The following is a 17,345-nucleotide window of genomic DNA, read 5'->3' as shown; positions in this document are numbered from 1 at the left end:
CGGTAAGCGCAGCGCCACCGGGCAAAAATATCATATTAAGGAAATTCGTTATGGCACTTTGGGGTGGGCGTTTTACACAGGCAGCAGATCAGCGGTTCAAACAGTTCAACGACTCGTTGCGTTTTGACTACCGCCTGGCAGAACAGGATATTGTTGGCTCTGTGGCCTGGTCCAAAGCGTTGGTAACGGTCGGTGTACTGACTGCTGATGAACAGCTGCGGTTGGAAGAAGCGCTGAATAATCTGCTGGAAGAGGTTCGCGCGAATCCTCAGCAGATTCTGCAAAGCGATGCCGAAGATATTCACAGTTGGGTGGAAGGTAAGCTGATTGATAAAGTCGGCCAGCTTGGTAAAAAACTGCATACCGGACGTAGCCGTAACGACCAGGTCGCGACCGATCTCAAGCTGTGGTGCAAAGACACGGTTATCGAATTACTATCGGCCAATCGTCAGTTGCAAACTGCGCTGGTGGTGACGGCGGAGAATAACCAGGACGCCGTCATGCCGGGTTACACCCACCTGCAACGTGCGCAGCCGGTGACGTTTGCTCACTGGTGTCTGGCCTATGTTGAAATGTTGGCGCGTGACGAGAGCCGCCTGCAGGATGCGCTCAAACGCCTGGACGTCAGTCCGTTAGGCTGCGGCGCGCTGGCGGGTACGGCGTATGAAATCGATCGCGAGCAGCTGGCGGGTTGGTTGGGCTTTGCCTCGGCTACGCGCAACAGTCTGGACAGCGTTTCTGACCGTGACCACGTGCTGGAGTTACTCTCAGACGCCTCTATCGGCATGGTACACCTGTCGCGTTTTGCTGAAGACCTGATTTTCTTTAACACCGGCGAAGCGGGCTTTGTCGAGCTGTCTGATCGCGTGACTTCGGGTTCATCTCTGATGCCGCAGAAGAAAAATCCGGATGCGCTGGAGCTGATCCGTGGCAAATGCGGTCGCGTGCAGGGTGCGTTGACCGGCATGATGATGACGTTAAAAGGCCTCCCGCTGGCATACAACAAAGATATGCAGGAAGACAAAGAAGGGCTGTTCGACGCGCTCGACACCTGGCTGGACTGTCTGCATATGGCCGCGCTGGTGCTGGATGGTATCCAGGTGAAACGTCCGCGTTGTCAGGAAGCGGCGCAGCAGGGCTATGCTAACGCCACTGAACTGGCGGATTATCTGGTGGCGAAAGGTGTCCCGTTCCGCGAAGCGCACCATATCGTAGGTGAAACGGTGGTCGAGGCGATTCGACAGGGCAAACCGCTGGAGGCGCTGTCGCTTGCTGACTTACAAAAGTTTAGCCAGGTGATTGGCGATGACGTTTACCCGATCCTCTCGTTGCAATCGTGCCTGGACAAGCGTGCGGCGAAAGGCGGCGTGTCACCCCAGCAGGTTGCACAGGCGATCGACTACGCGAAGGCGCGTCTGGCATAAATTGATGGGTAATCATTCGAGCCTGGCGTCACGCCGGGCTTTTTTATGCAAAAAAAATGCGGACACAAGGTCCGCAAAAGTTCACGTTGGCTTTAGTTATTTCGAGTATGAGAGAAACTCTCAAAACGGACAGTAGCTTCAAGGGTTAAAGGGGTACCGTTCCGTTTCTGTGGTGCATTATTAAACAGAAAGCTTGATAGGGATAATCGTTCGTTGCTATGCTACCTATCGCTACGAACTATCGTGGCGATGGAGGATGAATAATGAATATTCGTGATCTTGAATACCTGGTAGCGCTAGCCGAACATCGTCACTTCCGACGAGCGGCAGACTCCTGTCACGTTAGCCAACCAACGCTGAGCGGGCAGATCCGCAAGCTGGAAGATGAGCTTGGCGTCATGTTGTTGGAGCGTACGAGTCGCAAGGTGCTGTTCACCCAGGCTGGTTTGCTGCTGGTGGATCAGGCGCGCACCGTGCTGCGCGAGGTCAAAGTGCTCAAGGAGATGGCAAGCCAACAAGGCGAGACAATGTCTGGCCCGCTGCATATTGGTTTGATCCCAACGGTGGGGCCATACCTGCTGCCGCATATTATTCCGATGTTGCACCAGACCTTCCCAAAACTGGAAATGTATCTCCATGAAGCGCAGACACATCAGCTGTTAGCGCAACTGGATAGCGGCAAGCTCGACTGCGTCATTCTGGCGCTGGTGAAAGAGAGTGAGGCGTTCATCGAAGTACCGCTATTTGATGAGCCTATGCTGCTGGCGATCTATGAAGATCATCCGTGGGCAAACCGTGACTGTGTACCGATGTCCGATCTGGCGGGTGAAAAACTGCTGATGCTGGAAGATGGCCACTGCCTGCGCGATCAGGCAATGGGCTTCTGCTTTGAAGCGGGTGCTGATGAAGATACCCATTTTCGGGCAACCAGTCTGGAAACGCTGCGTAACATGGTGGCGGCAGGAAGCGGTATTACCTTACTGCCTGCGCTGGCTGTTCCGCCGGAGCGTAAGCGTGATGGTGTCGTTTATCTGCCATGCATTAAACCCGAACCGCGTCGTACGATTGGTCTGGTGTACCGCCCTGGTTCGCCGCTGCGCAGCCGTTATGAACAGTTGGCAGAGGCCATCCGTGGATCAATGGATGGCCATTTCGACAGTGCGTTAAAACAGGCGGTTTAAGCCATTTAGCGCTGCTACCCGATAGGCTTCTGCCATGGTTGGGTAGTTAAAGGTGGTGTTAACGAAGTACTCGATAGTGTTACCACCACCTTTTTGCTCCATTATCGCTTGTCCGATGTGAATAATTTCGGCAGCGCGCTCCCCAAAGCAGTGGATCCCCAGAATCTCTTTGGTTTCGCGATGGAACAGGATCTTCAGCGTTCCGACACTCATACCCACGATTTGCGCACGTGCCAGATGCTTAAACTGGGCGCGGCCAACCTCGTATGGAACTTTCATTGCCGTGAGTTGCTGTTCGGTTTTACCAACGGAGCTGATTTCTGGAATGGTATAAATCCCGGTCGGGATATCTTCAATCAGATGCGCGGTGGCTTCGCCTTTTACCAACGCCTGGGCGGCAATGCGTCCCTGGTCGTAGGCCGCCGATGCCAGGCTCGGATAACCGATCACATCCCCTACGGCATACACATGCGGCAGCGCCGTCTGGTACATGCTATTCACTTTGAGCTGCCCACGGCTGTCGGTTTTCAGACCAATGTTTTCCAGCGCCAGCGAATCGGTATTACCGGTACGGCCATTGGCGTACAACAGGCAGTCTGCCTTCAGTTTCTTACCGGATTTCAGGTGCATGATGACGCCGTCATCGCAGCCTTCAATCTTCTCATACTCTTCGTTGTGGCGAATGACCACACCGCTGTTCCAGAAGTGGTAAGAGAGGGAGTCGGACATCTCTTGATCGAGGAATGCCAGCAGACGATCGCGGGTGTTGATTAAATCAACTTTGACGTCCATTCCACGGAAGATCGACGCATATTCACAGCCAATGACCCCCGCGCCATAAATCAGCACATGGCGGGGTTCGTGGTGCAGGCTCAGGATAGAGTCGCTGTCGTAAACCCGGGGATGCGAAAAGTCAACATCAACAGGGCGATAAGGACGCGAACCGCAGGCAATAACAAACTTATCCGCAGTCAGTGTTTCCACCGTACCGTCGTGACATTCCAGGGCGATCGTGTGTTCATCAACAAAACGGGCATTCCCCTGCAAAATTTCGCAGTGATTGCGCTCGTAAAATCCTTGCCGCATACGCGTTTGCTGATTAATAACGTTATCAGCGTGGTTGAGAATATCGGCAAAAGAAGAACGAAGGAGTCGGGAGTGGTCGCTGTACAGTGGGTTCTGATTGAATTCAATAATGCGGCTGACGGCGTGGCGGAGGGCTTTCGACGGGATGGTGCCCCAGTGGGTACAGCCTCCGCCGACGTTATGATAGCGCTCAATCACCGCGACGCGCGCTCCTTGCTTAACCAGACCCATTGCAGCGCCTTCGCCGCCGGGACCGGAACCTATTACTATTGCATCGTAATCGTAGGAATGTGACATGGTCAGGCTTACCTGTTCTTATACATAAAAGCAACAGAATAGTAACATCGTTGTCAGGATAACCCAATTATCGTTGTGCTTTTTTGCGAAGTCGAAGCACAAACTGCGCGTAAACAATCATTCACAAAGCCATGCCAACCGCCTAATCTCTGGTATAGTGCCAGCAAGGTATGTGGAAGGATTCAGACATCGTGATGGGCGTTAGAGCGCAACAAAAAGAAAAAACCCGGCGTTCGCTGGTAGAAGCCGCATTTAGTCAACTGAGCGCTGAGCGTAGTTTTGCCAGCCTCAGTTTACGCGAAGTTGCTCGTGAAGCGGGCATTGCGCCAACCTCGTTTTATCGCCATTTCCGCGATGTGGATGAACTCGGCCTGACGATGGTGGACGAAAGCGGTCTGATGCTGCGTCAATTGATGCGCCAGGCGCGGCAGCGTATCGCGAAGGGCGGGAGTGTGATCCGCACCTCGGTCTCAACATTTATGGAGTTCATCGGCAACAATCCCAACGCCTTCCGTTTATTATTGCGCGAGCGTTCGGGGACATCCGCAGCGTTTCGTGCAGCGGTCGCACGTGAAATTCAGCACTTCATTGCGGAACTTGCGGACTATCTGGAACTCGAAAACCATATGCCTCGTGCGTTTACTGAAGCGCAAGCCGAAGCCATGGTAACCATTGTTTTCAGCGCCGGGGCAGAAGCACTGGATGTTGGCGCTGAACAGCGTCGACAGCTAGAAGAGCGGCTGGTATTGCAACTGCGCATGATCGCGAAAGGCGCATTTTATTGGTACCGCCGTGAACAAGAGAAGATGACGCATCACTCCGAGTAACGAGAAGGACAAGCAATGAAACAGTCAGGTCAAGATAAAGGTACGCTGCTGCTGGCGCTGGTTGCTGGCTTATCGATCAATGGTACATTTGCGGCGCTGTTTAGCTCCATTGTGCCATTCTCCGTATTCCCGATTATTTCGCTGGTGCTGACGGTTTATTGTCTGCATCAACGCTATCAGAACCGCACCATGCCTGTGGGATTGCCGGGCCTGGCCGCCGCCTGTTTTATTCTCGGTGTTCTGCTGTACAGCACCGTGGTACGCGCTGAATATCCGGATATTGGCTCTAACTTCTTCCCGGCGGTGCTGTCGGTGATTCTGGTGTTCTGGATCGGCTTTAAAGTGCGTAACCGTAAACAGGAAATTGTGGAGTAACAGTTGTCGCTGTAGGCCGGATAAGGCAAAGCCGCTATCCGGCAATCTGAACCGATAGTGCTTATCCGGCCTCCGTTCAGTCTTACTTCTTCGTTAACAGTACTCCGCACTCCATATGGTGCGTATACGGGAACTGATCGAATAGCGCCAGACGTGAAACATTGTGCGTCTGGCTTAACGTTTCCAGGTTCTTACACAGCGTCTCCGGATTGCAGGAGATGTACAGAATGCGCGGATACGCCTGCACCATTTTCTCCGTTTCGCTGTCCAGACCGCTGCGCGGTGGGTCAACGAAGATAGTTTCACACTGGTAACTCTTCAGATCGATTCCCTGCAAACGGTTGAACTCGCGAACACCGTTCATCGCCTGTGTAAACTCTTCGGCCGCCATGCGGATAATTTGTACGTTATCAATATGGTTAGCCGCGATGTTGTACTGTGCAGCAGCCACGGACGGTTTGGCGATTTCAGTGGCCAGTACGCGGTTGAAGTTTTGCGCCAGGGCTAACGAGAAATTGCCATTGCCGCAATACAGCTCCAGCAGGTCGCCTTTTGAGCCCCTGGTGACATCAATCGCCCACTCTAACATCTGAATATTCATGGCGGCGTTTGGCTGGGTGAAGCTGTTCTCAACCTGGCGGTAGATAATCTCTTTACCTGCAACCGGCAAGCGTTCGTCAATGTAGTCCTGGTCCAGCTCAATTTTGGTTTTGGTAGCCCGACCAATCAAATGCACGTTCAGGTTTTGCGCCCGCAGCGCATCTCGCAGCGCTTCGGCTTCCTTACGCCATTCATCATCCAGCTTTTTATGGTACAGCATCGAAACCACCGCCTGATCGCTCAGGGTTGTGAGGTAATCAATCTGAAACAGTTTGTGGCGCAGGACGTGGTTGTTGCGAACGCCGTCGATCATTGCCGTCATTAGCGTGTTGATGAGCTCGCTGGCAGCCGGGAAGCTGTCGACGCGAATACGGTTTTTGGTCTGGCTGTCGAACATGATGTGGTACAGGTCATCACCGTCATGCCACAGGCGGAATTCGGCGCGCATACGGTAATGGCTGACCGGTGAGCGAAACACTTCCGGAGCCTGTGCATAAAATGGCGTCATTAAGCTCTGCAGACGCACTACTTTCTCAGCTAACTGGGCGTCGTACTGTTCTGTCGGAAGGTGTTCGGGGGTCATGATGCGTCCTGAAAAATAAAAGTACGCGGGGATTGTAGGGATTGCTCAACAGATGTCCAGTCATTGATGATTTCCGATAATGTGATACGCGGTCTGGACACCAGGTTGTAACAAACTGTAGCATCCGTTTTCCGGTCCTGTGAGTTAAAAGGGAATCCAGTGTAAATCTGGAGCTGACGCGCAGCGGTAAGGAAGGTAAGAGATGAGCGCACCTGGTGCAGACACTGCGGATTGCCGCGGGAAGTCATCGTCTCTTTAAGTCGCCTCCAAGCCCGAAGACCTGCCGGCTAACGTCGCATCTGGTTTTCATCATCGCGTACTATCGGTGGGACCTGCGGCATCCTTCTTAAATTGTGGATGCTTTACAATGATCAAAAAATCATTGCTGTGCACGGCGCTGTCCGTCACGGCATTTTCTGGTTGGGCACAGGACACTCGCCCGGATACTCTCGTCGTCACTGCCAACCGTTTTCAGCAGCCTGTTAATACTGTTCTTGCCCCCACCGATGTGGTCACGCGTGAAGATATTCAGCGCTGGCAGTCAAAAGATCTGAATGATGTCATGCGTCGATTGCCGGGGGTAGATATCTCGCAGACCGGTGGGATGGGGAGCAGCTCTTCTCTATATGTGCGTGGGACTGAAGCGCGTCATGTGCTGGTACTGATTGACGGTGTTCCAATGGCACGGCCAGGCATTTCCAATGGTGTTGATATTGGCCAGATTCCGGTATCGCTGGTGCAGCGGGTTGAATACATTCGCGGACCGCGTTCAGCGGTGTATGGATCTGGTGCGATCGGTGGTGTGGTTAACATCATTACGATGAGTGATGAAGAGAAATCGCAGATCAACGCAGGCATGGGTAGTAACGGTTATCAGACTTACGATGGCGCTATCAACAAGCGTTTCGGCGACACGGTGGTGACCGCTGCCGGCGCATATCAGACGACGAAAGGCTTTAACATTCAGCCCGATTCACCCTACAGCGGTGACAGCGACCGGGATGGTTACCGTAACAAGTTGTTCTGGGGCGCGGTACAGCATAAGTTCGACAATAATTTCTCCGGTTTTTTCCGTGGCTACGGCTACACCGCGAATAGCGATTATGACCAAGGGGCGTGGGGTTATCCGGGCGGTAATGACGAAGCCCAGAATTACAACCAGTCCTGGGATACGGGTTTACGGTACAACTCTGGCATTTACTCTTCTCAGTTAATTGCTAACTACCAGCGCCTGAAGAATTACAACTACAGTAACGAGCTTGGCCGCTACGCAGGAGATGCCACGCTGGATGATATGGAACAGCGTTATATCCAGTGGGGGAATAGCATTGAGGTTGGACATGGGGCGATCAACGGCGGTGTTGACTGGAAACAGGAAAAACTGACCTCCAGTAGCACGACGTTATCCGACAGCTATAAACGTGATACGACCGGGCTTTATCTGACCGGACAGCAACAAATTGACAGCGTCACGCTGGAAGCTTCGGGGCGTGAAGATCATGACGAACAATTCGGCTGGCATGGCACCTGGCAGACCGCAGCCGGCTGGGAGTTTGTTGATGGTTATCGCGCAACGCTCTCTTACGGTACTGGTTTCCTGGCACCCTCGCTGGGTCAGCAGTACGGGGCGACGCGCTTTGCCTCATCCTATGGGCCGGGTATTGCCGCCAACCCGAACCTGAAACCGGAAGAATCCAAACAGTGGGAAGCAGGAATTGATGGATTGACAGGGCCGCTTGATTGGCGTCTTTCCGCATACCACTATGAAATTCAAAACCTGATCGACTACAAGAATAACCAGTACGTCAACGTTAAATCAGCCACGATTAAGGGGCTGGAATGGACCGGAAACATTACGACTGGCCCTGTAGAACATCATCTAACGCTACAATACGTTGATCCGCGCGATGATGACACAAACAAGGTGCTCTATCGCCGTGCAAAACAGCAGGTTAAGTATGAGTTAACCGGACAGGTCCAGGATCTGGGCTGGAACGTTGCGTATCAATATATAGGTGAACGTTACGATAATGATTACGACAATAATCGTGATGTTAAATTGGGCGGCGTCAGCTTATGGGATATCGGATTATCATATCCAATCACCTCACAGCTGACAGTTCGTGGTAAAATCGCCAACCTGTTCGATAAAGATTACGAGACAGTTTATGGCTACGCAACTGCAGGACGGGAATACACCTTGTCTGGCAGCTACACCTTCTGATCCCCGTCCCACCGTGCTGGTGTTTGATTCCGGCGTCGGTGGGTTGTCGGTCTATGACGAGATCCGGCGTCTTCTGCCGGATCTCCACTATATCTACGCTTTCGACAACGTCGCCTTTCCTTATGGAGAGAAGAGCGAGGAGTTTATCGTCGAGCGTGTTGTTGAGATTGTGACTGCTGTCCAGCAGCGTTATCCCCTCTCTCTTGCGGTCATCGCATGTAATACAGCAAGCACGGTGTCGCTTCCTGCGTTACGTGAGAAGTTTGCCTTCCCGGTTGTGGGCGTGGTGCCTGCGATTAAACCGGCGGCGCGACTCACGGCGAATGGCGTAGTGGGGCTGCTGGCTACGCGTGCAACGGTGAAGCGCTCGTATACCCATGAGCTGATTGCGCGATTCGCTAACGAATGCCAAATTGCAATGTTGGGTTCTGCTGAGCTGGTGGAACTGGCGGAAGCGAAGCTGCACGGTGAAACAGTTTCTCTGGAAGAGCTGCGGCGTATTCTGCGTCCGTGGCTGCGGATGTCGGAACCACCCGACACGGTAGTGCTCGGGTGCACTCATTTCCCTCTATTACAGGAAGAGCTTTTACAGGTCCTGCCCGAGGGGACGCGGCTGGTGGATTCTGGTGCCGCGATTGCGCGCCGCACGGCCTGGTTATTAGAACATGAAGCGCCAGATGCGAAATCAACAGATGAGAACGTTGCATTTTGTATGGCAATGACGACAGAAGCCGAACAACTATTGCCCGTGCTACAGCGCTATGGCTTTAAAACGCTCGAAAAACTGTCAGTTTAAGTTGTTTTGATGAAAAAATACGCACTCGGAAGATTATTTTAAATTTCCCCTTGTCAGCCCGAAATAACTCCCTATAATGCGCCTCCACTGACACGGAATAACGGATTACAAGCCGCCGGGTCAGCGGGGTTCCACTGAGAATCTCGTAGAGAAAAGCAAAAATAAATGCTTGACTCTGAATGAGGAAAACGTAATATACGGGACCTCGCGACAGAGCGCTAAAGCGCGTCGCAACTGCTCTTTAACAATTTATCAGACAATCTGTGTGGGCACTTGAAGATACGGATTCTTAACGTCGCAAGACGAAAAATGAATACCAAGTCTCTGAGTGAACATACGTAATTCATTACGAAGTTTAATTCACGAGCATCAAACTTAAATTGAAGAGTTTGATCATGGCTCAGATTGAACGCTGGCGGCAGGCCTAACACATGCAAGTCGAACGGTAGCACAGAGGAGCTTGCTCCTTGGGTGACGAGTGGCGGACGGGTGAGTAATGTCTGGGAAACTGCCCGATGGAGGGGGATAACTACTGGAAACGGTAGCTAATACCGCATAACGTCGCAAGACCAAAGAGGGGGACCTTCGGGCCTCTTGCCATCGGATGTGCCCAGATGGGATTAGCTAGTAGGTGGGGTAACGGCTCACCTAGGCGACGATCCCTAGCTGGTCTGAGAGGATGACCAGCCACACTGGAACTGAGACACGGTCCAGACTCCTACGGGAGGCAGCAGTGGGGAATATTGCACAATGGGCGCAAGCCTGATGCAGCCATGCCGCGTGTATGAAGAAGGCCTTCGGGTTGTAAAGTACTTTCAGCGAGGAGGAAGGCGTTGTGGTTAATAACCGCAACGATTGACGTTACTCGCAGAAGAAGCACCGGCTAACTCCGTGCCAGCAGCCGCGGTAATACGGAGGGTGCAAGCGTTAATCGGAATTACTGGGCGTAAAGCGCACGCAGGCGGTCTGTCAAGTCGGATGTGAAATCCCCGGGCTCAACCTGGGAACTGCATCCGAAACTGGCAGGCTAGAGTCTTGTAGAGGGGGGTAGAATTCCAGGTGTAGCGGTGAAATGCGTAGAGATCTGGAGGAATACCGGTGGCGAAGGCGGCCCCCTGGACAAAGACTGACGCTCAGGTGCGAAAGCGTGGGGAGCAAACAGGATTAGATACCCTGGTAGTCCACGCCGTAAACGATGTCGACTTGGAGGTTGTGCCCTTGAGGCGTGGCTTCCGGAGCTAACGCGTTAAGTCGACCGCCTGGGGAGTACGGCCGCAAGGTTAAAACTCAAATGAATTGACGGGGGCCCGCACAAGCGGTGGAGCATGTGGTTTAATTCGATGCAACGCGAAGAACCTTACCTACTCTTGACATCCAGAGAACTTAGCAGAGATGCTTTGGTGCCTTCGGGAACTCTGAGACAGGTGCTGCATGGCTGTCGTCAGCTCGTGTTGTGAAATGTTGGGTTAAGTCCCGCAACGAGCGCAACCCTTATCCTTTGTTGCCAGCGATTCGGTCGGGAACTCAAAGGAGACTGCCAGTGATAAACTGGAGGAAGGTGGGGATGACGTCAAGTCATCATGGCCCTTACGAGTAGGGCTACACACGTGCTACAATGGCATATACAAAGAGAAGCGACCTCGCGAGAGCAAGCGGACCTCATAAAGTATGTCGTAGTCCGGATTGGAGTCTGCAACTCGACTCCATGAAGTCGGAATCGCTAGTAATCGTGGATCAGAATGCCACGGTGAATACGTTCCCGGGCCTTGTACACACCGCCCGTCACACCATGGGAGTGGGTTGCAAAAGAAGTAGGTAGCTTAACCTTCGGGAGGGCGCTTACCACTTTGTGATTCATGACTGGGGTGAAGTCGTAACAAGGTAACCGTAGGGGAACCTGCGGTTGGATCACCTCCTTACCTTAAAGAAACGTTCTTTGTAGTGCTCACACAGATTGTCTGATGAAAATTAGCAGTAAGAAAATCTCTGCAGGCTTGTAGCTCAGGTGGTTAGAGCGCACCCCTGATAAGGGTGAGGTCGGTGGTTCAAGTCCACTCAGGCCTACCAAATTCTTTCTGATACCGCGTTGTGAAACGACTCGCATACTTCAGTATGCTTCGCCGCTCCACGCCTTGTCTCAGCAGGAATTAAGGTGAATGAGATAACTACGATGGGGCTATAGCTCAGCTGGGAGAGCGCCTGCCTTGCACGCAGGAGGTCTGCGGTTCGATCCCGCATAGCTCCACCATCTTTACTGCAAAAACACAAGAAAACTTCAGAGTGTACCTGAAAAGGTTCACTGCGAAGTTTTGCTCTTTAAAAATCTGGATCAAGCTGAAAATTGAAACGACACACTGTTTCATTTCTCCGTAATAAGAAATGAAAAATGGTGTGTTCGAGTCTCTCAAATTTTTGCAAGTCGATGATGAATCGAAAGAAACATCTTCGGGTTGTGAGGTTAAGCGACTAAGCGTACACGGTGGATGCCCTGGCAGTCAGAGGCGATGAAGGACGTGCTAATCTGCGATAAGCGTCGGTAAGGTGATATGAACCGTTATAACCGGCGATTTCCGAATGGGGAAACCCAGTGTGATTCGTCACACTATCATTACGTGAATACATAGCGTAATGAAGCGAACCGGGGGAACTGAAACATCTAAGTACCCCGAGGAAAAGAAATCAACCGAGATTCCCCCAGTAGCGGCGAGCGAACGGGGAGCAGCCCAGAGTCTGAATCAGCTTGTGTGTTAGTGGAACGGTCTGGAAAGTCCGACGGTACAGGGTGATAGTCCCGTACACCAAAATGCACAGGTTGTGAACTCGAAGAGTAGGGCGGGACACGTGGTATCCTGTCTGAATATGGGGGGACCATCCTCCAAGGCTAAATACTCCTGACTGACCGATAGTGAACCAGTACCGTGAGGGAAAGGCGAAAAGAACCCCGGCGAGGGGAGTGAAAAAGAACCTGAAACCGTGTACGTACAAGCAGTGGGAGCCTACTTGTTAGGTGACTGCGTACCTTTTGTATAATGGGTCAGCGACTTATATTCTGTAGCAAGGTTAACCGTATAGGGGAGCCGAAGGGAAACCGAGTCTTAACTGGGCGTTAAGTTGCAGGGTATAGACCCGAAACCCGGTGATCTAGCCATGGGCAGGTTGAAGGTTGGGTAACACTAACTGGAGGACCGAACCGACTAATGTTGAAAAATTAGCGGATGACTTGTGGCTGGGGGTGAAAGGCCAATCAAACCGGGAGATAGCTGGTTCTCCCCGAAAGCTATTTAGGTAGCGCCTCGTGAATTCATCTTCGGGGGTAGAGCACTGTTTCGGCTAGGGGGTCATCCCGACTTACCAACCCGATGCAAACTGCGAATACCGAAGAATGTTATCACGGGAGACACACGGCGGGTGCTAACGTCCGTCGTGAAGAGGGAAACAACCCAGACCGCCAGCTAAGGTCCCAAAGTCATGGTTAAGTGGGAAACGATGTGGGAAGGCACAGACAGCCAGGATGTTGGCTTAGAAGCAGCCATCATTTAAAGAAAGCGTAATAGCTCACTGGTCGAGTCGGCCTGCGCGGAAGATGTAACGGGGCTAAACCATGCACCGAAGCTGCGGCAGCGACACTATGTGTTGTTGGGTAGGGGAGCGTTCTGTAAGCCGTTGAAGGTGTGCTGTGAGGCATGCTGGAGGTATCAGAAGTGCGAATGCTGACATAAGTAACGATAATGCGGGTGAAAAACCCGCACGCCGGAAGACCAAGGGTTCCTGTCCAACGTTAATCGGGGCAGGGTGAGTCGACCCCTAAGGCGAGGCCGAAAGGCGTAGTCGATGGGAAACAGGTTAATATTCCTGTACTTGGTGTTACTGCGAAGGGGGGACGGAGAAGGCTATGTTAGCCGGGCGACGGTTGTCCCGGTTTAAGCATGTAGGCGGAGGTTCCAGGTAAATCCGGTACCTTTTTAACGCTGAGGTGTGATGACGAGGCACTACGGTGCTGAAGTAACAAATGCCCTGCTTCCAGGAAAAGCCTCTAAGCATCAGGTAACACGAAATCGTACCCCAAACCGACACAGGTGGTCAGGTAGAGAATACCAAGGCGCTTGAGAGAACTCGGGTGAAGGAACTAGGCAAAATGGTGCCGTAACTTCGGGAGAAGGCACGCTGATATGTAGGTGAAGCGGTTTACCCGTGGAGCTGAAATCAGTCGAAGATACCAGCTGGCTGCAACTGTTTATTAAAAACACAGCACTGTGCAAACACGAAAGTGGACGTATACGGTGTGACGCCTGCCCGGTGCCGGAAGGTTAATTGATGGGGTTATCCGTAAGGAGAAGCTCTTGATCGAAGCCCCGGTAAACGGCGGCCGTAACTATAACGGTCCTAAGGTAGCGAAATTCCTTGTCGGGTAAGTTCCGACCTGCACGAATGGCGTAATGATGGCCAGGCTGTCTCCACCCGAGACTCAGTGAAATTGAACTCGCTGTGAAGATGCAGTGTACCCGCGGCAAGACGGAAAGACCCCGTGAACCTTTACTATAGCTTGACACTGAACACTGGTCCTTGATGTGTAGGATAGGTGGGAGGCTTTGAAGTGTGGACGCCAGTCTGCATGGAGCCATCCTTGAAATACCACCCTTTAATGGCTGGTGTTCTAACGTGGACCCGTTATCCGGGTTGCGGACAGTGTCTGGTGGGTAGTTTGACTGGGGCGGTCTCCTCCTAAAGAGTAACGGAGGAGCACGAAGGTTAGCTAATCCTGGTCGGACATCAGGAGGTTAGTGCAAAGGCATAAGCTAGCTTGACTGCGAGAGTGACGGCTCGAGCAGGTGCGAAAGCAGGTCTTAGTGATCCGGTGGTTCTGAATGGAAGGGCCATCGCTCAACGGATAAAAGGTACTCCGGGGATAACAGGCTGATACCGCCCAAGAGTTCATATCGACGGCGGTGTTTGGCACCTCGATGTCGGCTCATCACATCCTGGGGCTGAAGTAGGTCCCAAGGGTATGGCTGTTCGCCATTTAAAGTGGTACGCGAGCTGGGTTTAGAACGTCGTGAGACAGTTCGGTCCCTATCTGCCGTGGGCGCTGGAGAATTGAGGGGGGCTGCTCCTAGTACGAGAGGACCGGAGTGGACGCATCACTGGTGTTCGGGTTGTCATGCCAATGGCATTGCCCGGTAGCTAAATGCGGAAGAGATAAGTGCTGAAAGCATCTAAGCACGAAACTTGCCCCGAGATGAGTTCTCCCTGAGACTTTAAGTCTCCTGAAGGAACGTTGAAGACGACGACGTTGATAGGTCGGGTGTGTAAGTGTAGCGATACATTGAGCTAACCGATACTAATGAACCGTGAGGCTTAACCTTACAACGCCGAAGGTGTTTTGGCGAAGAGACGACATTCAGCTTGATACAGATAACATTAACCGGCGAAAAGCGGGTTAATAACAGAATTTGCCTGGCGGCTGTAGCGCGGTGGTCCCACCTGACCCCATGCCGAACTCAGAAGTGAAACGCCGTAGCGCCGATGGTAGTGTGGGGTCTCCCCATGCGAGAGTAGGGAACTGCCAGGCATCAAATAAAAGCGAAAGGCCCGGTCGAAAGACCGGGCCTTTTGTTTTATCTGTGGTCTGTCGGTGAGCGCTCTCCTGAGGAGGACAAATCCGCCGGGAGCGGATTTGAACGTTGCGCAGCAACGGCCCGGAGGGTGGCGGGCAGGACGCCCGCCATAAACTGCCAGGCATCAAATAAAGTGAAGAAGCCCATCCTGACGGATGGGCTTTTTTGCGTGTGTGCGGGGTAAAACCGCCGGGCTGAATGTATTGTGCAGGCCTGATAAGCGCAGCGCATCACGCACATCGCAGCACCATCGGGTGCAAAGCAATATCCTGAGCCTGCATAACACAAGCCATTCTGCGGTATATGCGGTAAACTAGGCGCGATTTTGCATCAGGAAAGCGTCTATGAATCACTCCCTTAAAGCCTGGAACACCTTCGGTATCGATCAGCAAACGAATGAACTTGTCTGCGCCGAAAATGAACAACAATTACTGAATGCCTGGCAATTAGCCAATGCATCGCATCATCCTGTACTGATTCTGGGCGAAGGGAGTAACGTCCTGTTTCTTGATACCTTCCAGGGTACGGTGATCGTCAATCGTATTAAGGGTATTGAGATTACAGAGCAACCTGATGCGTGGCATTTGCACGTAGGCGCGGGTGAAAACTGGCATCAGTTGGTGTGCTATGCGCTGGAGCACAACATGCCTGGCCTGGAAAATCTGGCACTTATTCCGGGCTGTGTCGGCTCATCGCCAATCCAGAACATTGGTGCTTATGGTGTGGAACTTCAGCGTGTTTGCGAATATGTGGACTGCATTGAACTGGCGACCGGCAAACATCTGCGCGTCAGTGCTACAGAATGCCGTTTTGGTTACCGTGACAGCATCTTCAAGCATGAATACCAGGATCGTTTCGCAATTGTAGCCGTTGGTCTGCGCTTACCTAAACAGTGGCAGCCCGTTTTGACTTACGGTGACCTGACGCGTCTGGATCCTACAACAGTTACACCTCAGCAGGTTTTTGATTCAGTCTGCCATATGCGCACGACAAAACTGCCCGATCCGAAAGTAAACGGTAATGCGGGTAGCTTCTTTAAAAACCCAGTTGTCACTGGGAATATTGCGCAGGAGCTCCTGGCTAAATTCCCAACAGCACCTCATTACCCGCAGGCTGATGGTTCTGTGAAACTGGCAGCAGGCTGGCTTATCGATCAGTGCCAGCTAAAAGGTATGCGCATTGGTGGCGCGGCGGTACATCAGCAGCAGGCACTGGTGCTGATCAATGCAGATAATGCGACGAGTCAGGATATAGTGCAACTTGCACACCATGTGCGCCAAAAAGTCGGTGAGAAATTTAATGTCTGGCTCGAACCAGAGGTCCGGTTTATTGGTCCGCAGGGTGAAATGAATGCTGTGGAGATCATTGCATGAAGGATAATACCGTCCCTCTGACGCTTATTTCATTATTGGCCGATGGAGAATTTCATTCCGGTGAGCAGCTCGGTGAAACGTTGGGAATGAGCCGTGCCGCAATCAATAAGCATGTCCAGACGTTGCGCGACTGGGGGGTTGATGTCTTTACTGTTCCAGGTAAAGGATACAGCTTACCGGAGCCTATCCAACTATTAGATGCCTCACTTATTCATTCTCAACTGGATGGTGGAAATATCACTGTCCTACCGGTTATCGACTCAACCAATCAGTACCTGATGGACCGAATAGGTCAGCTGGAGTCAGGGGATGCCTGCGTCGCTGAATATCAGCAGGCCGGGCGCGGCCGCCGTGGTCGGAAATGGTTTTCACCGTTTGGTGCCAACCTTTACCTCTCAATGTTCTGGCGGCTGGAACAAGGACCGGCCGCCGCGATTGGCCTGAGTCTGGTTATTGGTATCGTCATGGCTGAGGTTTTGCGCGATCTGGGTGCGGATAAAGTCCGTGTAAAATGGCCCAACGACCTCTTTTTACTCGACCGTAAACTGGCAGGGATCCTGGTTGAACTGACCGGTAAGACAGGTGATGCCGCGCAAATTGTTATCGGCGCAGGTATTAATATGTCCATGCGCCGGGTTGAGGAAAATGTGGTTAATCAAGGCTGGATTAACCTGCAGGAAGCGGGCATAAACATTGATCGCAATACCCTTGCTGCCCGACTGATACGTGAGTTGCGCGCTGCGTTGGTGCTCTTTGAGCACGAAGGATTAGCACCGTATCTGTCTCGCTGGAAGAAACTGGATAACTTTATCGACCGCCCGGTAAAACTTATTATTGGTGATAAAGAAATATTTGGTATCTCTCGTGGAATAGACGCGCAAGGTGCATTATTGCTTGAACAAAATGGCGAGATCAAACCCTGGATGGGTGGAGAAATATCGCTGAGAAGTGCTGAATAATAAAA

The 17,345-nt window shown here is 52.3% G+C and carries 10 protein-coding genes, 2 tRNA genes, 3 rRNA genes and 1 riboswitch; of the genes, 13 read left to right on the top strand and 2 right to left on the bottom strand.

All coding sequences use genetic code 11. From position 1 onward, the window contains the following. The first annotated feature begins 50 nt into the window (after positions 1-50). The gene (gene argH / locus SK34_RS22080; protein WP_003028856.1) at positions 51-1,424 is read left to right on the top strand and encodes an argininosuccinate lyase; all 1,374 of its coding nucleotides are present in this window, start codon (positions 51-53) and stop codon (positions 1,422-1,424) included. 263 nt (positions 1,425-1,687) lie between these two features. Beyond that, entirely contained in the window at positions 1,688-2,605 is a 918-nt protein-coding gene (oxyR, locus tag SK34_RS22075) for a DNA-binding transcriptional regulator OxyR (protein ID WP_003028858.1), read from the top strand. On the opposite strand, the gene sthA is transcribed toward oxyR, so the two are convergent. Next, positions 2,588-3,988, bottom strand: coding sequence for a Si-specific NAD(P)(+) transhydrogenase (gene sthA, locus SK34_RS22070; protein ID WP_003028860.1), 1,401 nt, complete (start codon positions 3,986-3,988; stop codon positions 2,588-2,590). The two genes, oxyR and sthA, sit on opposite strands and share 18 nt — an antisense overlap. A gap of 191 nt (positions 3,989-4,179) precedes the next feature. Here sthA and fabR point away from each other — a divergent pair, with 191 nt between their 5' ends. Together fabR and SK34_RS22060 are read left to right on the top strand one after the other, a co-directional pair. Then, complete coding sequence (gene fabR, locus SK34_RS22065) at positions 4,180-4,815, top strand: HTH-type transcriptional repressor FabR (protein WP_003028862.1); 636 nt, start codon at positions 4,180-4,182, stop codon at positions 4,813-4,815. A gap of 15 nt (positions 4,816-4,830) precedes the next feature. Further along, positions 4,831-5,190: a YijD family membrane protein gene (locus SK34_RS22060; protein ID WP_003028863.1), complete on the top strand. Its 360-nt coding sequence runs from the start codon at positions 4,831-4,833 to the stop codon at positions 5,188-5,190. A gap of 82 nt (positions 5,191-5,272) precedes the next feature. Here SK34_RS22060 and trmA read toward each other — a convergent pair whose 3' ends face one another. Next, positions 5,273-6,373, bottom strand: a complete 1,101-nt coding sequence (gene trmA / locus SK34_RS22055) for a tRNA (uridine(54)-C5)-methyltransferase TrmA (protein ID WP_003028866.1) — start codon at positions 6,371-6,373, stop codon at positions 5,273-5,275. Between the two features lie 115 nt (positions 6,374-6,488). Beyond that, positions 6,489-6,675, top strand: a riboswitch (cobalamin riboswitch). A 65-nt stretch (positions 6,676-6,740) separates the two neighbouring features. Here trmA and btuB point away from each other — a divergent pair. The 9 genes from btuB (at position 6,741) to birA (ending at position 17,340) form a co-directional block, all read left to right on the top strand. Beyond that, positions 6,741-8,597, top strand: a complete 1,857-nt coding sequence (gene btuB / locus SK34_RS22050) for a TonB-dependent vitamin B12 receptor BtuB (protein WP_048234188.1) — start codon at positions 6,741-6,743, stop codon at positions 8,595-8,597. Beyond that, positions 8,542-9,393, top strand: coding sequence for a glutamate racemase (gene murI / locus SK34_RS22045; RefSeq protein WP_003847829.1), 852 nt, complete (start codon positions 8,542-8,544; stop codon positions 9,391-9,393). Before btuB ends, murI begins: the two co-directional genes overlap by 56 nt. A 377-nt stretch (positions 9,394-9,770) precedes the next feature. Further along, positions 9,771-11,312: ribosomal RNA gene (locus tag SK34_RS22035) — 16S ribosomal RNA — on the top strand. A 71-nt stretch (positions 11,313-11,383) separates the two neighbouring features. Then, a tRNA-Ile gene (locus SK34_RS22030) sits at positions 11,384-11,460 on the top strand. A gap of 105 nt (positions 11,461-11,565) precedes the next feature. After that, a tRNA-Ala gene (locus SK34_RS22025) sits at positions 11,566-11,641 on the top strand. A 208-nt stretch (positions 11,642-11,849) separates the two neighbouring features. Then, positions 11,850-14,756 (top strand): 23S ribosomal RNA (locus tag SK34_RS22020). A 90-nt stretch (positions 14,757-14,846) separates the two neighbouring features. After that, positions 14,847-14,962, top strand: a 5S ribosomal RNA gene (rrf, locus tag SK34_RS22015). The 16S, 23S and 5S rRNA genes sit together here with 2 tRNA genes alongside, the layout of an rRNA operon. 390 nt (positions 14,963-15,352) lie before the next feature. After that, a complete protein-coding gene (gene murB, locus SK34_RS22005) occupies positions 15,353-16,381 on the top strand; it encodes a UDP-N-acetylmuramate dehydrogenase (RefSeq protein ID WP_048234186.1) in 1,029 nt (342 codons plus the stop codon). Beyond that, positions 16,378-17,340 carry a bifunctional biotin--[acetyl-CoA-carboxylase] ligase/biotin operon repressor BirA gene (gene birA / locus SK34_RS22000; protein ID WP_048234185.1) on the top strand — a complete coding sequence of 321 codons (963 nt, stop codon included), beginning with the start codon at positions 16,378-16,380 and terminating at the stop codon, positions 17,338-17,340. The genes murB and birA overlap by 4 nt, the downstream gene beginning before the upstream one ends. The last annotated feature ends 5 nt before the right edge of the window (positions 17,341-17,345 follow it).

The sequence above is a fragment of the Citrobacter sp. MGH104 genome, assembly GCF_001034485.1.
In the GTDB taxonomy this organism is placed as follows: Bacteria; Pseudomonadota; Gammaproteobacteria; order Enterobacterales; family Enterobacteriaceae; genus Citrobacter; species Citrobacter freundii.
Note: the sequence above shows the minus strand (reverse complement) of the source record. Positions and strands in the feature narration are given on the sequence as shown.

What these genes read in the sequence shown, in the direction of transcription:
- argH (WP_003028856.1), top strand. Translation starts at nt 51, where the DNA reads ATGGCACTTTGGGGTGGGCGTTTTACACAGGCAGCAGATCAGCGGTTC.
- oxyR (WP_003028858.1), top strand. Translation starts at nt 1,688, where the DNA reads ATGAATATTCGTGATCTTGAATACCTGGTAGCGCTAGCCGAACATCGT.
- sthA (WP_003028860.1), bottom strand. Translation starts at nt 3,988, where the DNA reads ATGTCACATTCCTACGATTACGATGCAATAGTAATAGGTTCCGGTCCC.
- SK34_RS22060 (WP_003028863.1), top strand. Translation starts at nt 4,831, where the DNA reads ATGAAACAGTCAGGTCAAGATAAAGGTACGCTGCTGCTGGCGCTGGTT.
- trmA (WP_003028866.1), bottom strand. Translation starts at nt 6,373, where the DNA reads ATGACCCCCGAACACCTTCCGACAGAACAGTACGACGCCCAGTTAGCT.
- btuB (WP_048234188.1), top strand. Translation starts at nt 6,741, where the DNA reads ATGATCAAAAAATCATTGCTGTGCACGGCGCTGTCCGTCACGGCATTT.
- murI (WP_003847829.1), top strand. Translation starts at nt 8,542, where the DNA reads ATGGCTACGCAACTGCAGGACGGGAATACACCTTGTCTGGCAGCTACA.
- murB (WP_048234186.1), top strand. Translation starts at nt 15,353, where the DNA reads ATGAATCACTCCCTTAAAGCCTGGAACACCTTCGGTATCGATCAGCAA.
- birA (WP_048234185.1), top strand. Translation starts at nt 16,378, where the DNA reads ATGAAGGATAATACCGTCCCTCTGACGCTTATTTCATTATTGGCCGAT.